Annotated in this window: 12 protein-coding genes; 3 read left to right on the top strand and 9 right to left on the bottom strand. The window is 39.5% G+C overall.

Annotation, left to right across the window (positions count from 1 at the left end; all coding sequences use genetic code 11):
- Nucleotide 1 precedes the first annotated feature (1 nt).
- The gene (gene cysE / locus AC6H4V_RS06855; RefSeq protein ID WP_497606256.1) at nucleotides 2-703 is read left to right on the top strand and encodes a serine O-acetyltransferase; all 702 of its coding nucleotides are present in this window, start codon (nucleotides 2-4) and stop codon (nucleotides 701-703) included.
- Between the two features lie 47 nt (nucleotides 704-750).
- On the top strand, nucleotides 751-1,920 hold the full coding sequence (locus AC6H4V_RS06850; protein ID WP_497606255.1) for a pyridoxal phosphate-dependent aminotransferase: 1,170 nt from the start codon (nucleotides 751-753) through the stop codon (nucleotides 1,918-1,920).
- 12 nt (nucleotides 1,921-1,932) lie between these two features.
- Here the strand turns inward: AC6H4V_RS06850 and AC6H4V_RS06845 are convergent, their stop codons facing one another.
- Genes AC6H4V_RS06845 through AC6H4V_RS06815 form a run of 7 tightly spaced genes read right to left on the bottom strand, consistent with a single transcriptional unit; the run spans nucleotide 1,933 to nucleotide 10,591 of the window.
- Entirely contained in the window at nucleotides 1,933-4,563 is a 2,631-nt protein-coding gene (locus AC6H4V_RS06845; RefSeq protein ID WP_497606254.1) for a translocation/assembly module TamB domain-containing protein, read from the bottom strand.
- Nucleotides 4,560-6,254, bottom strand: coding sequence for an autotransporter assembly complex protein TamA (locus AC6H4V_RS06840; RefSeq protein WP_497606253.1), 1,695 nt, complete (start codon nucleotides 6,252-6,254; stop codon nucleotides 4,560-4,562). Before AC6H4V_RS06840 ends, AC6H4V_RS06845 begins: the two co-directional genes overlap by 4 nt.
- Before the next feature lie 15 nt (nucleotides 6,255-6,269).
- Entirely contained in the window at nucleotides 6,270-6,473 is a 204-nt protein-coding gene (locus tag AC6H4V_RS06835) for a hypothetical protein (RefSeq protein ID WP_428730270.1), read from the bottom strand.
- Between the two features lie 33 nt (nucleotides 6,474-6,506).
- On the bottom strand, nucleotides 6,507-7,457 hold the full coding sequence (lpxD, locus tag AC6H4V_RS06830) for a UDP-3-O-(3-hydroxymyristoyl)glucosamine N-acyltransferase (protein ID WP_497606252.1): 951 nt from the start codon (nucleotides 7,455-7,457) through the stop codon (nucleotides 6,507-6,509).
- Nucleotides 7,457-8,413, bottom strand: a complete 957-nt coding sequence (lpxD, locus tag AC6H4V_RS06825) for a UDP-3-O-(3-hydroxymyristoyl)glucosamine N-acyltransferase (protein WP_497606251.1) — start codon at nucleotides 8,411-8,413, stop codon at nucleotides 7,457-7,459. The genes lpxD (AC6H4V_RS06830) and lpxD (AC6H4V_RS06825) overlap by 1 nt, the downstream gene beginning before the upstream one ends.
- Nucleotides 8,414-8,417: 4 nt before the next feature.
- Entirely contained in the window at nucleotides 8,418-8,894 is a 477-nt protein-coding gene (gene ilvN, locus AC6H4V_RS06820) for an acetolactate synthase small subunit (RefSeq protein WP_428730273.1), read from the bottom strand.
- Nucleotides 8,894-10,591, bottom strand: coding sequence for an acetolactate synthase large subunit (locus AC6H4V_RS06815; protein ID WP_497606250.1), 1,698 nt, complete (start codon nucleotides 10,589-10,591; stop codon nucleotides 8,894-8,896). Before AC6H4V_RS06815 ends, ilvN begins: the two co-directional genes overlap by 1 nt.
- A 337-nt stretch (nucleotides 10,592-10,928) precedes the next feature.
- Here AC6H4V_RS06815 and AC6H4V_RS06810 point away from each other — a divergent pair, with 337 nt between their 5' ends.
- Nucleotides 10,929-12,224 (top strand): hypothetical protein, encoded by a 1,296-nt coding sequence (locus AC6H4V_RS06810; protein ID WP_497606249.1) that lies wholly within the window; start codon nucleotides 10,929-10,931, stop codon nucleotides 12,222-12,224.
- 151 nt (nucleotides 12,225-12,375) lie between these two features.
- On the opposite strand, the gene AC6H4V_RS06805 is transcribed toward AC6H4V_RS06810, so the two are convergent.
- Complete coding sequence (locus AC6H4V_RS06805) at nucleotides 12,376-12,510, bottom strand: hypothetical protein (RefSeq protein WP_428730276.1); 135 nt, start codon at nucleotides 12,508-12,510, stop codon at nucleotides 12,376-12,378.
- 167 nt (nucleotides 12,511-12,677) lie between these two features.
- Nucleotides 12,678-14,801 carry a WD40 repeat domain-containing protein gene (locus AC6H4V_RS06800; RefSeq protein ID WP_497606248.1) on the bottom strand — a complete coding sequence of 708 codons (2,124 nt, stop codon included), beginning with the start codon at nucleotides 14,799-14,801 and terminating at the stop codon, nucleotides 12,678-12,680.
- Nucleotides 14,802-14,807: the final 6 nt, after the last annotated feature.

Raw genomic sequence — 14,807 nt, 5'->3', positions numbered from 1 at the left:
TTTGGGACTTTTTGCTGAAATCAGAGAAGATTTTTCAAATGCTTATAACAACGATCCAGCACTCAACTCTAAACTTGATTTTCTCTTTAACTACCCAGGTGTCTGGGCAGTTGCGTGGTACAGAATAGCGCACAGACTTTACAAGGCAAACTTTAAAAGTCTCGCAAGAATCATCATGGGGTTTAACCAAATCCTCACCAACATAGACATCCACCCAGGTGCCATTATCGGAAAAAGAGTTTTTATAGACCACGGTACTGGTGTGGTTATCGGTCAAACGACCATCATCGAAGATGATGTTCTTATCTATCAGGGCGTAACGCTTGGCGGTGTTTCGCTCACACAAGGCAAAAGACACCCTACCGTAAAAAAAGGTGCCGTTATAGGTGCGGGAGCAAAAGTGCTTGGTAACATTGTCATCGGAGAGAACGCAAAAATCGGCGCAAACTCTGTTGTCGTCAAACCAGTTCCCGACAATGCAACGGCGATTGGTATCCCTGCTCATGTGATAGAAAAAGGAAGATGTAAAGAGCCTCTTATGCACAACCTTCTGCCTGACATCAATAAAGAGATGTTTGAGTATCTGCTTAAGCGTGTTGCTGTTTTAGAACATATCTTGGTTGAAGATAACAAAGAGCTTTTAGAGCAAGATTTGGCACTTGAAAATATTTATGAATCCTTTATTAGAGCGATGAAAAATTAGGTTTTTTCTAGTATAATTCGCCCAATATTTTAAAGAAAAGGGTTCTTATGCTAACAGATCGCGTAAATACACTATCTGAATCGATTACGATTGCCATTTCAACGCTTGCCGGTGAGCTAAAAGCACAAGGTAAAGACATACTTAGTTTCTCTGCCGGAGAGCCTGATTTTGATACGCCTCAAGTTATCAAAGATGCTGCCATCGCCGCAATAAATGAGGGCTTTACAAAATACACCGCGGTTGAGGGTATTCCTGCACTCAAAACTGCTATCGCTAACAAACTTAAAAGAGACAATGGCTTAACATACGCTCCAAACCAAATCATCACAAACAATGGTGCGAAACACTCTCTTTTTAACCTTTTTGCGGCAGTAGTTCAAGAGGGTGACGAGGTAATCATCCCATCTCCATACTGGGTAACCTACCCTGAACTTGTCCTCTATCATGGCGGAACGGTTGTAGAGATTGAGACAAATGACGAGAGTTCATTTAAAATCACTCCTGAACAGTTAAAAAACGCTCTTACTCCGAAAACAAAGATGATAGTTCTTACAAGCCCATCAAACCCGACAGGTTCAGTTTACTCAAAAGAGGAACTGACCGCTCTTGGTAAAGTTTTAGAGGGAACAGATGTACTTGTTGCAAGTGATGAGATGTACGAAAAACTTATCTATGACGGTGAGTTTACATCTGCGGCGGCTGTGAGTGAAGATATGTTTAAGAGAACCATTACCATCAATGGTCTTAGCAAATCTGTTGCTATGACGGGTTGGAGATTTGGTTATATGGCGGCGCATCAAACAGAGATCATCCAAGCGACTAAAAAGCTTCAAAGCCAAAGTACATCTAACATCAACTCTATCACTCAAAAAGCGGCAATCGTGGGCTTAAACGGTGATGCAGATGCAGATATCGAGAAGATGAGAGTGGCGTTTAAAGAGCGTCGTGATGAAGCTGTAAAACTTATAAACGCAATCGACGGTTTGAGTGTTTATAAGCCTGACGGTGCTTTTTATCTTTTCATAAACATCAAAAAAGTAAGCAACGACTCTATGGAGTTTTGTAAGCAACTTTTAGAGAAAAAAGGTGTAGCTTTAGTTCCGGGTGTTGGCTTTGGAAGTGAAGGTTATGCAAGATTTAGTTTTGCTACAGACATCGAGAGTATCCGCAAAGGTATCAAGAGAATCGAAGAGTTTGTAAAAGAGTTACGCTCTTAATATTTTCATACGCTAAGGCGTATGGAGATTAAAATCTTTCGCATAGATAATATTTACTCCCTGCCCCGTCTCTTTTATATCAACATCTACACGTAGAGACTTGCTCAGACTATACTGCAAAATAAGACTTGAAATCGTATCATTTTTATAGATTATACGGATTCTTTTGTTAAGACGTGCGCCTATTTCGTATCCTAGTGTTCCCTCTTTGTTTGTCAGGATGTTGATTGTGTCAAACTTTACACTTGTGGATTCGTTGAGCATTTTTTTAAGTCCTGTACCGAGTAAAAGAGTATTGAGCGATGTTTTGGATGTGCCTTCTGCTGTAAAAACAGACGATGCACTCTCTCCAAAAAGGATGTAAGAGAGGATGTCATTTTGGCTCATGGCAGGTTTTGATGCAAAAAGTATGACGGGTGAGCTCATCTTGTTTGTGATGTAAATCTCTATATCGATGTAATCAAGTGTATAGTAGTGCAAATTGAGGTTTAGATGCGGATTTATCTCTTTGCCTCCATAAAAATAGAGTTCGCTCTCGTCAAGCTCAAAAACTTTATCACTTAAAGCAACCTCTCCGCTTTTTATGTTTACAACACCAAATATCTCTACAAAAGAGTTCATTTTTTGGTGGATAAATAGATTTGGAGTTGCAAGCAGTGAAATCTCTTTTGTTTTATACGCAATGGGTTTTGATGATGTGACAAAAACATTTATCTCTCTGTTGCTCTTTTGCACGCTCTCTTTGATGTCTTGAATGATGATGATATCCTCATCGCCGATGCTATATGTTTTCCTCGGTTTGTACATCACCGTGCCATCTAGTATCTCAACTTCGCCGTCAATACGCTGTTTTTGTGTATCAAGCGCTATTTGTAAATCAAGCTTTAAAGAGAGATTTGCCTCCGGCGATTCGTAATTAAATTTGTCGCTCTTGAGTGAGAAATCTGCACTCAAATCTGCTGTTTTAACCAAACCTTTTAGTAGCAGCGTATCAAATATCCAAAACTCTTGCAGTTCAATATCTGAGTTTTCATTGATAAAAACCTTTGATGTTTTGTCGGAGAAGATTCTACGGTTTTGGATATCAAAACTGTATTTTTTTAGTGTGAGTTCATTTTCTTTATAGATAAATTCTGCCGTGCCTTCTTTTCCAGAAAAACTGCTTTTTGAGTCGAGTTTGAGTGTGTAGAGCGGTACGTTCATCTTTGTCACAATCTCTAGCGTATCTGAAAAATCTATCTCTGATTGTGCTTCTATCTTGGCATCAAAAGAGGTTTGAGAGAGGTTGGCATCAAGCTCTTTTGCAAAGGTTAAAAGTGACTCTATTTTTGTATTTACCGTGGCAGTTTTGTTTTGCAAATCAACTTTATAATCATAAAATGAGTGACCAAAAGCACCGTAACCTTTTACTTTTTCTTCATTGCCAAAGATTGAGAGCCATAAGATATCTGACTTGACAAAGAGTGAAATCTCATCATTTTTCTCATGCAGAGTGATGAAAAGTTTAGAAAATCTACTCAAATCATACTCTTTATAGTGCAAAAACTCTTTGGTCGGTTGAATATTTGATTCTATAAGTGTCTCATTTTTGTCTCGTAAAAGCTCTGTATCAAACTTTGCATAGCGGGTGTCTGCATCAATGAAAAACTTCTTAAAATCATGAGTTTTGACATCCGCTTCTATCTCTTTTGCGCTAAAGTGCATATCTGTCTTACCATTGTCATGCTTGATATCCATGCTAAATGTATCAAAGGGAAGCCTCTCTTTCTTATCGGTGATTTTTGCTTCCAGTTTGGAGTGTGCTACAAAATTTGCATCTACAAAGACATCCTGTTTTATTTTTGCCGCATACTCTTTGTAATATGCATCGCATGTTGCAAAAATCGTAAAACTTTCCTCTTCTATAAGATAAGAGAACTCAAGCGTCGTATCTTTAATGGATAAATCCGAAAACTCTTTTATTGAGGCATTTTTAAGTGTTGTACGAAAATCAATCTTTTTTGCATCTATAACGACATCAAGAAGAAGTTTTTTTGGGTTGTACTCTAAAAAATCTATATATTTTTTCTCTATCTCTTTGGAGAGCTGCAGAGAAGATTTTCCTCTCAATACACCCTCCCTTACCTCTCCCTCAAATGTTCCGTCGGCGTATCTCGTCTTTGCTTTTAGTCCTAGTTTTTCTATATCCAGCAGCTCTCTATAGCTGAGATTTGTAGCATCTGCATCAAACAGATAGTTTTCGTTTTTATAGCGGAGTGTTGCATTTGTGAGCTGCGTTTCTGATATATTTAGAGCAAAATGGGAAGAGTCGCTTTGCATGGCTAGGAGTTTGTCGAGGTCGATAAAAACTGTATCACCGCCCAAAAACGCAACTCTTGGCGTTGGCTGCAAAAGAGAGAAGAAGTTGTATTTTAGCGTGAGCTTTTTTGCTTTTATGCTCTCTTGATAAACAAAATCAGAGACTTCTACGCCATGAAAAAGCGTTCCCTCAATCGAGCTGTATGTGACATCAAACTCTTTAAGATATTTTTGTGCCAAAAACGGAACAACATCTTTTTGAAAAAATACAAAAAGAGTAAATAGAATAAGTGCAACAAAAAAGAGCATGCTGTTTTGGAAAAAGAGAAGTAGTTTCTTTATCAAAATAGCTCTCCGATGTGAAAGTGAAGCGCATACTGTTTTAAAGGGTCTTTAACGTCACAACCGACATCAACGGCGATAGGTCCGATGGGTGTTTTATAGCGGATACCAAATCCTGCACTATGATATCCGTTTGCATAATTTGGCGCACTGCTCTCTCCGACAAAGCTGTTATCGTTGAAAACAACGCCTCCAAAATCGCCATAAACCTTAAATCTAAGTTCAGCGGTCGCCTCCATTATGGAGTCGAAGCCCAGCGGGTCGCCTAAGCTGTTTAGGGGACCTATTTTTCTGTATCCGTAACCTCGGTTACTGTGCATCCCTCCTGCAAAAAAGCGGTACGATGTCGGAAGTGCTCCGTCTGTAAGCTTTAGCGTCCCATATTCGGCTCTGAGTGCAAGAATAGTGTTGTTTAAAGAGTGTATAGTGCCGCCGCTTGTCTTAAACTTGTAGTAAGTTGCATCTGAAATAGCACTATTTTGTGAGCCCATAATCTCGGCTTTTACAAAATAGCCGCTGCTTGGATCCAAAATCTTATCTCGTGTATCATAAGCGTACTCAAGTTTTGGTGAAATGATAAAGAGTCGGCTTAAGGGAAAAAGAGCCTCATCGTCACTCTCATACGTTCTTGTCTGGTCAAAAACAATACTCTCTTTTAAGATATGGTTATCTTTTTTCTGTTTTAAGTAGAGAGTTGAGAAAAACTTGTACTCTTTAAAACCCAAAAACTGCTCATTTTCATATCCGGTTTCAAAACCTGTAAAGTTTCGATTGGTAAGTGGCATATCGAAGTTTAGTACTACATTTTGCTTGATTTGCGCAACTTTGCTCTTAAGGCTTAGTGTCTTTAAGTCTCCTAAGAAATTTCTATGCAAAAGACCTATAGAAGTCATCGCCCCCTCATCGCTGCTCGCACCCACACCAAACTCAAAACGCAGAGGGTTTTCGTTTTGGATGATGCTTACTGTTGCATTGACTTGGTTCTCTTTTGCAACCTCGGTATCGATAATTGCTTTGGAGACACCCTCGTAAGCGTAAAGCTCTTCATAGCTTTTAGTGATGCTCTGTGAAGAAAACTCCATATCTTTACGTATAGGAACAATAGAGCGAACAATCTCTTCATCTATATTTTTAGGCGTAATTATCTCTATGTTTCCAAAGCGGCACTCTTGGTTTTTCTTTGATTCATAATGCACATAGGCTTCGTTTTTTTCTATATCAATCCATGCTTTTGCATCAACCGACGCATTGCAGTAACTATGGTTTGCGTATAAATGCCTTATATCTTTTTTGCTCTGCGTAAATTTGTTTGAATCGAAAAAATCGCCGACTTTAAATGGGATAACACCGTTAAAGTCCAATTCTGCGTGGTTTGAGATATGTTTTATAATGATGGGTTCGTTCTCTTTGATGGTAAGTACAATGTTTGAATCCTCTTTTTTTGATGCTATCTCTGCACCGAAAAAACCTCTTGTTTTATAGTACTCTTTGAGGGTTTGTATGATAAGGTCAAGAGTTCTCTCATCAATAGATGGTTTTTCTTTGTAAAACTCATAAAAAGAGGGCTCACTTAAATCCAGCGACTCATAAAGCTCGCTTGATTTGACATGTAAGTTCCCTTCAAAAAGAAGCTGGAGTTTTTCTCCAAAAAGGAGCGTTGCAAAGAAAAGAAATAAAAAAAACTTTTTTTTCAATCACGCTCCCGCTTGCTACTTAAGCTCTTTAAGAGCCTCGATAACTTCCTCTAAATTTTCAAGTGGAATATGAACTTTCCATTCAGGTTCATCCGCATTTCCAGCTAAAGATATACCAATACTCGCCACGCTGTGGCTACCAGCTCCATACGGCTCATCTATCTTTGTTACCGAAATAACACCTTTTTTTGTTCCGTTTAATGATATCGTTTTTGACATTGTAAACTCCTCATATTTGTAGTCTCTTAATTTTTACTTGATAAGTCTAGCGATTTTGCCCTGAAGCTTGAGCCATAGTTTGTGTTCCATCAAAGGAAATCCAGAAAATGTTAAGCCGCTTTCATGGATACTTTTTGTCACGCCACTACGTGCTGCCATGGTTGAAAAAGGAGCGATGTTGAGATGTCCAGCTGTTGCGCTTTGTCCGCCCATAACGACATTTCTGCCCATTGTTGTAGAGCCTGAAATACCAGCCTGAGCAACCAAAACAGAGTGTTCGCCGATGATGCAGTTATGCCCGACTTGCACAAGATTGTCTATTCTTACACCATGCTTGATAAGTGTGCTTCCAAAAACTGCTCTATCAACCGCACTTGAGCTGCCAATCTCTACATTGTCCTCTATGACAACATTGCCGTTTTGGTAAATCTTTCTATGTTCACCCAGCTTGTTTGTTGCAAAACCAAAACCGTCACTTCCGATGGTGGTGTTTGCATGGATGATACAATCACTTCCGATTTTACAGTCTCTATAGACGGTTACGCTTGGATAAAGAATGGTGTTGTCTCCTATAACTGCATTTGCACCGACATAGACATGCGCCATAATCGTGCAGTTTTTGCCTATCACAGCCCCTCTTGCAATCTCCGCTTTTGGTGAAACAACACTCCCCTCGCCTATTTTTGGCTCATCCAAAGAGGCATCCTCAATGGGTGGAGCAAAATATTTTGAGAGTGTCGCCATCTCCCAGTAGGGGTTTTGTACCACCAGTGCAACAGCACTTGAGGGTACAAACTCCAACATATCTTTATGTACGATAATCGCACCGGCTTGTGAGTTTTGAATATCTTTAACATATTTTGTATTTGCAACAAAAGATATCTCGTTTTGTGTGGCATCTTTGAGCGTATTCATCTTTGTTACTTCAAAATTTTTGCCATCAAACTCTGCATTGATGACTTTTGCGCACTCTCTCAAATCCATTATCTCTCCTCGTTTAGCTTTGCAATCCTTACTTGCAGTCTTTTCCAATCTTTATGTTTCATAAGAGGGAAGCCGCTATAGACTCCTCCGCTCTCTTTGATGCTTTTTGTTACGCCGCTTCTTGCGGTAAATGTTGAAAAAGGGGCGATTTCCAAATGGTCACTAAAGGCACTCTGCCCGCTGATGACACAGTTTCGCCCCAGTTTTGTAGAACCGCCGACACCGGTTTGTGCCACAAAAATAGAGTGCTCCCCGATGTCGCAATTATGTGCGATATGGATAAAATTGTCAAGTTTCGAGCCGTGTCTTATGATGGTCGCATTAAAAACAGCTCTGTCTATGGCACAGTTTGCGCCGATTTCAACGCAATCTTCTATGATGACATTTCCATTTTGATATATTTTGATATGTTCACCACTCTTTGTATGTGAAAATCCAAACCCATCCGCCCCGATAATCGCTCCTGAGTGGATGATGCACTCCTTACCGATAACACAATCTCTGTAGATGGTTGTATTAGGATAGATGATAGTGCCATCTCCGATATGCACATTTGTCCCTATGTAAGCACCTGCCATGATAATCACATCAGAACCAATCACAGCACCGTTTTCTACTCTCGCCAAAGCATCAACGATAGAATTTTTCCCTATAACAGGGTGTGGAAGTTCCGGTTCAATTGGTTTTTTATGAAAAAGTTTGGTTACAAGTGCCATAGATAGAGAAACATCATCACAGAGAATGTAAGAAGCGTTTTGTGGTAGATGTGCAACTAGGTCGTGTGGTATCAAAAAGGCTCTTGCTCTTGAGGATTCTAGCTCTGCAAAGTATCTTTTATGGACAGCAAAAGCAAGTTGTGCGGGAGATGCGAGAGCTAACTCATTCATAGAGTCTAGTTCGACATCACTCCCCACAAAGGGAAGATTGAGATGCAAAGCGACAGCGCTAAGAAGCATCGCCTTATCTCTCTAGTGCTACAGCACCGCTTCTTACAATCTCTTTTGGGTTGTATTTGTTAATGATTTTTAAGAAGTTATCAACTCTTTTTGGCTCATCTGCAACCATAGTTATGATAACGTTTTCGCCTACATTTACAATCTTGCCGTTGTACGCCGCACAAAGCGTTGCGATATCTGTAATGTTTTCAGAGGCAGGAAACTTTACAAGCGCCATCTCTTTTTCAACCAAATCAGCGTGTTCATACACTTTTAAAACAGGTATGAGTTTATGCAGCTGCTTTGTAATCTGCTCTATCACACGGATAGAACCGGACGTAACGATAGTAAGTCTTGAGTATCTGCTCTCTGGAATCGGAGCAACTGTAAGCGATGTGATGTTGTAGCCACGTCCTGAGAAAAGGTCTGTGATACGAGAGAGGACACTTGCTTCGTTAACCACGATAACCGAGATAACTCTTCTTGCGTTTTCTTCTTGCATTATTTTCTCTCCTTCTTCTCTAAAAGCATCATGTTAAATAGCGATCCGCCTGCCGGAACCATAGGCATAACATTCTCTAGTCTCTCAACAACAACATCGATAAAAGTAACCACATTTTTCTCAACCGCATCTTTAAGTGCCGCATCAAACTCATCTTTTGTGGTAACTCTATAACCGATACCGCCAAATGCCTCTGCAAGTTTTACAAAATCCGGCTGAACGCTCAAGTCTGTCTCACTGTGTCGCTTATCGTAAAAAAGCGTCTGCCACTGTCTAACCATACCAAGATAGTTGTTGTTTAAGATGATGTTGATAACCGGAAGTTTCTTCTCAACAGCAGTCATAAGCTCTTGACAATTCATAAGTATAGAACCGTCTCCCGTAAAGTTGATGCTGATTTTTTCAGGTGAAGCAACTTTTACACCCATGGCCGCCGGAAAACCAAACCCCATCGTTCCAAGTCCGCCTGAGCTTATCCACTGTCTTGGACGTGAAAAAGGGTAAAATTGTGCAGCCCACATCTGGTGTTGCCCAACGTCTGTAGAGATGTTTGCGCTATCGCCTAAGAGCTTGCCTACTCTTTGTATAACCCATTGCGGTTTGATGCGCTCGCTATCTTCATGGTATGTCAGCGGATGGAGTTCGTCAAAATTACGAATCGTTTCTCTCCAAGAGCTATAACGTGCAGGATTGATTAAAGAGACGGACTCAAGCATCTCGTTTACAACATTTTTGACATCACCGACTATTGGGTAGTCTGCTTTAACTAACTTTGAGATACTTGCAGGGTCGATGTCCACGTGGATAACGCCTGCATTTTTAGCAAACTCTGAGAGTTTTCCCGTTACACGGTCGTCAAACCTTGCACCCAAACCGATAACCAAATCAGTTTCGCTCATTGCCATATTTGCCGCATAGCTTCCGTGCATACCAAGCATAGAGATAAGTAGTTCATCATCATGACTTAGTGTACCGCGCGCCATAAATGTCTCAACGGCAGGGATGCCTGTTTTTTGCACAAGCTCTCTTACTTCATACGCCGCATTTGAGTTTATGATACCGCCGCCAAGATAAAAGAGTGGGCGTCTCGCTTTTGCGATAGCCTCCATCGCCTTTTTAATCTGGCGAGGATTACCTTTTGTGTGTGGTTTGTAGGTCTCCAAATCAAGCTCTACCGAGTAGTCAAACTCTGCGATTTGTGCTGTGACATCTTTTGGGATATCTACATGTACGGGACCGGGGCGACCGCTTGCTGCTATGTAAAACGCCTCTTTAAGGATGCGTGCCAAATCACGTGCATCAGTTACAAGGTAGTTGTGTTTTGTGCATGAACGGCTGATGCCTACTGCATCTATCTCTTGAAATGCATCTGTACCGATAAGGCTCATAGGAACCTGTCCACTGATAACAACCAACGGGATAGAATCCATATAAGCGTCAGCTAGTCCCGTAACGGCATTTGTAAACCCTGGACCGCTTGTGATCATTGCAACGCCGACTTTTCCGCTTGCTTTTGAGTAACCCTCCGCAGCATGCACGGCAGCTTGTTCATGTCTAGTGAGTATATGTTTAAAATTTGTTTGTTTATAAATTTCATCATAGACATTCATGATTGCTCCACCCGGGTAACCAAAAACTGTGTCAACCCCTTGGGCAATTAAAGCTTCAATGACCATCTGTGCGCCACTTATCTGCATGAAAAGTCTCCTTTTTTTAAAATTCGCAAATTATAGTAAAAGTGAGCTATATCTGAGTTTAAATATAAAAATGAGCTAAGAAAACTCAGAAAATGGTTTTGTGATAAAAGGATGTGATAAATAGGTCTTTTTTTAGATATGTTTTTTTGTTTTGTATAAAAAAATTAAAAAATAATTCTAAAAACAAACATAAAGCAATAAATTGAGTTGTAATAGTGTGTAAAATAATATTTTGTGATACCAAAAAAATAATATTTTATAATTGCGTGACATTTTAAGGACTTTTTAATATAAAAATTTGTTATACTGTCGGTATCACAAAAAATAAGGATGACAAATGATAGTTTCAAAAACAACAGCTCCGTTTCTAGCTTTACTGTTAGTGACGTCTGCTTACGCGGTAGAGAATGTAAAAGTAACAGGGGGAGCAAAATACTGGTACCAAACAACTGCGGTGGAAGATACTGCAAACAATGATATGTTCCAACAAAAAACAAGCGTCGGGGTTGCCGCTGTAGAACTTGGAGCAAGTGCTGATCTTTACAAGGGCTTAAAGGGGAAAGTAAGCGTTATAGGATTGGACAGCCTTGGTCTTGAGCAGAGCTTTGTAAAAGACATCACAACAGCTGGTGCAGGATGGGAGAGTGATAATGGTTACTACAGAACACAGATTTGGGTAACAGAAGCAAATCTTGACTATAAAATTTCAAATACATCATTTACTGTTGGTCGTCAAGCGCTTAACACGCCACTTCTTATGACAGAGAGATGGAATGCTTCATTCAACACATTTGATGCTGCGTTGATTACAAATAGTGATATCCCTTACACAACACTTGTTGCTGCGTATGTACACCAACACAACGGTGGAGCAAGTGCAGGAAATACGAACGTTGCAAACGATGTGTCAAGCGCAAGTGGATTTCCAAGTACAACGATGCATAATGGTAGTTTCTATGGTTTTGGAAGTAGTTATAATACTACAACAAAGAGAATGACAGATGGAGATGAAGGGGCTTATGTGTTTGGTGCAGTTGTAAAACCGACTAAAGATTTAGCAATCAACGCTTGGTACTACGCTATAGATGAAGTAACAAATGCTTATTGGTTAGATGCAGAGTACAAAATCTCTGGGCTCTTTTTAGGAATCCAAAACAGTGGTATGGAAAATGATGCAAGTGCAACGGCAGATGATGCTATGTTTACAGCTGCAAAAGTTGGCTATACACTCGATAAACTTGTTCTTGATGCTGCGTACTCTACAACGGCTACAGGAAATACAGGTACAAGATCTATAACAAACATCGCAACAGGTGATAAGTCAAAAGCATATACACAATCTGTTTTCCAAGATGGTGCTGCAGTGGGTACGCGTGATACAGATACATGGAGATTTGGGGTTGCTTATAAATTTGATGCTCTCAACTTAAGTGCATCTATACAAGATATGAATCAAAATGGTGCTACAAAACCAAATGATGGCATGGAATTTGACTTAATCGCAACTGCAAAAGTTGGTCAATATGTAAACTTAACGGGTATGTATATTCATCAAGATATTGATTACAAATCAGCAGCGGAAACAGACAAAAAAATTGATGCTATCCGTCTGATTGCTGCTGTTAAGTTTTAAGGAAAATGAGATTTTTCTAACATTGATGTTTTAAGCATCATTGAAACTTCTTTTAGAAGGGAAAGAAGTTTTTCTATCTATTTATGCTCCGCCTCTCAAGATACTCTCCTACAAGTAGTTCGAGGGGTTGGAGCATAAAAACCTGTTTTCTCTAGTACAAAAGGCCTTTATCTGGGTGCTTCTCATCTCCCATGATAACGGCTCTATCATCAATCGCCGACTCAGCAGCACTTAGTGTCGCAACAAAACCTACCATCAAAAGCATAGCTAAGATAACTCTCTTCATTGTCTAACTCCGTTTTTATTTTATTTTTTTATAGACCCCTCTATCGAAAAAGCGATAAAACAATCTATAAATGTGATAAAATAATAACAAGTTTTTGCTCGTTTGCTATAAATTTTATAGTTTAATTAAAAAAACTTATGTTGATGCTTCAAAAAGTAACAATTTTGTTACAAAATAGTCTCAACTGCCATAGAAGGTCTCCATCTCTCTCTATCGCCGCATACTTGTGCTTCAAGCGTAAGTTTGGATTCTGGGTAATTTGCTTGAAAAAGAAAGAAAAGCTCTTTTATCTCTTGACTCAAACCATAGTAAAGAAGATAGTTTTTAATACCGTTTTCTACTATCTTCTGCTCTGTATGTTGATAGATGGCATCTTTGAGCTGGGTGATGTGCAAAAGAGAAAAAAGGTCTGCGATATCTGTATTTTTAGATCTTACCTTCATGTAGTTTTGTAGAGTTGTTTTGAGCCCCTCTGCATCGGATTTGAGTGCGTAATCATACGCTTTGTCAAAATCCTCTTCCCATGCCGCTTGAAGTTTTTTTCCATCTTGGGTGTTTTGAAGAGCGGGAGATGCATCAAGAAGATTGTAAGCTCCGATGGTGTTTTGCATCTCGATGGCGTGAAAAAATTTATGCTGATTTTCTATATCGGTGATAATCTCTTTTGCTTCTTCTTTAAAATCATCAAAATCAAGTAAAATACGAAAAATCTTTACCGCTGCGTGCGTATCGCCGTTACTTAGGAGAGTTTGCGCTTTCATGTAGAGTGAATCTGAGTAGTGAACCAAAGCTTTATACTCCGGATACTCTTTTAAAAATGGGTTCTGTTTGACAAGTTCAAAAGAGAGTTTAAACTCCTGCTGTGCGATAGATGTACGAAATCTTCTATAAACGTGAATGTTAAGTACAAGCTCTTGAATCAGCACCGTTTTTTCGCTTATGCCACGATACGGCATCAAAATCTCTTGCGCCATAGCACTCATTTTTGCATCAAGCAGATACTTTTTTGCAAGCGCAAATGTCTTCTCCCACTGCGCCTCTAACGCTTTGTAAACTTTCGTCTCTTTGTAGATTGGGTGCATATTTGCTAAATTATAAGCTAAGGAGATTTTTTTGTTTTTTACAAACATCAAAAACTTATCGTACTCCGCATACTCTTGGACAAGTTTTTGTCCAAATTGCCGCTTGGAAGAGATGGAGTTAAAACCCTCAAGCACTTTTAGTGCATTTGTTTTGTCGTTTCTTTCAAGAAACTCTTTTGCATAGTAAAGCGCTTTTTCCCATAGAGCATCGAAATCTTTAGATGCTTGAGTGTATTTTAAAAGAGGATTTTGCTCTATCTCTTGGAGCATTTGCGCATATTTTTTCTCTTTGATAAGCTTTGCAAGTTCATCTTCATTAGCAAAAATATCGTAAACAAGAAGTGCACCATCCTCAGTTGCAACTAAAAGTTGGTTTTTTTGTTCATCAAAACATAAAGCCGTAACTGCATGCTCAAACTTGATATATCGGCGCGATATAAGTTTATAGCTATATAAATCATAGACTAAAACATAGCCGAGTTTTGTTCCTAAAAAGATAAAACCGTTTTTGTGTGCGATGGCGATTTGCGTGACATCATCGTGGATGTCGTGGAGTTTTCCGACTACTTTGAGTGTGTTGATATTCCAAATGAACCCTTGGCTCTTTTTATCGATACTCAAAAGGTGTTCTTTGTCTAAAAATGCAACTTTAAGAACCGGAGCGGAGTGTTGTTTGAGTTTGCCTTTTGGCAGCATCAAACTAAGACTAAAGAGAGAGATGTTTTTGTCATAACTGGCAGTTGCGACGATATCGCCATCACTGCTAAATGCTATGTCGTTGACGATATCAAGATGGCGCGGAAGTGTGAGCGCTAGCTTTTTAGTCTGGATGTCAACACCAAAAACGCCTCCATCATCGCCACACGAGAACATGTATCTATCTTTTGGGTCGATACTTACGCACGCGACTTCGCCTTGGTGTCTGTCAAGTGAAGCGATGTTTTTTCTGCTTTTTGTCTCAAAAAGTTTTGCTTCTCTTGCATCATGTGACAAGGTGGCAAAATAGTCTGAACTAGAGGTAAAGTCTATAACTTTTGTGGCGTACCTTGTATGTAAAATAGCCATCTTAATCTCATCTTTAGCCATAAGCTTCTCTTTGTCGAGATATCTGATGGTTGTAAAGGCGTCCGCTGTTAAAAGCGTTTGAGAGTTAAGTATCTTTAAAAAAATAATCGCTTCATCAAAACTGCTTTTTTTCAGGGGTGTCATAGCTTA

The organism is Sulfurimonas lacustris (genome assembly GCF_059705355.1).
Note: the sequence above shows the minus strand (reverse complement) of the source record. Positions and strands in the feature narration are given on the sequence as shown.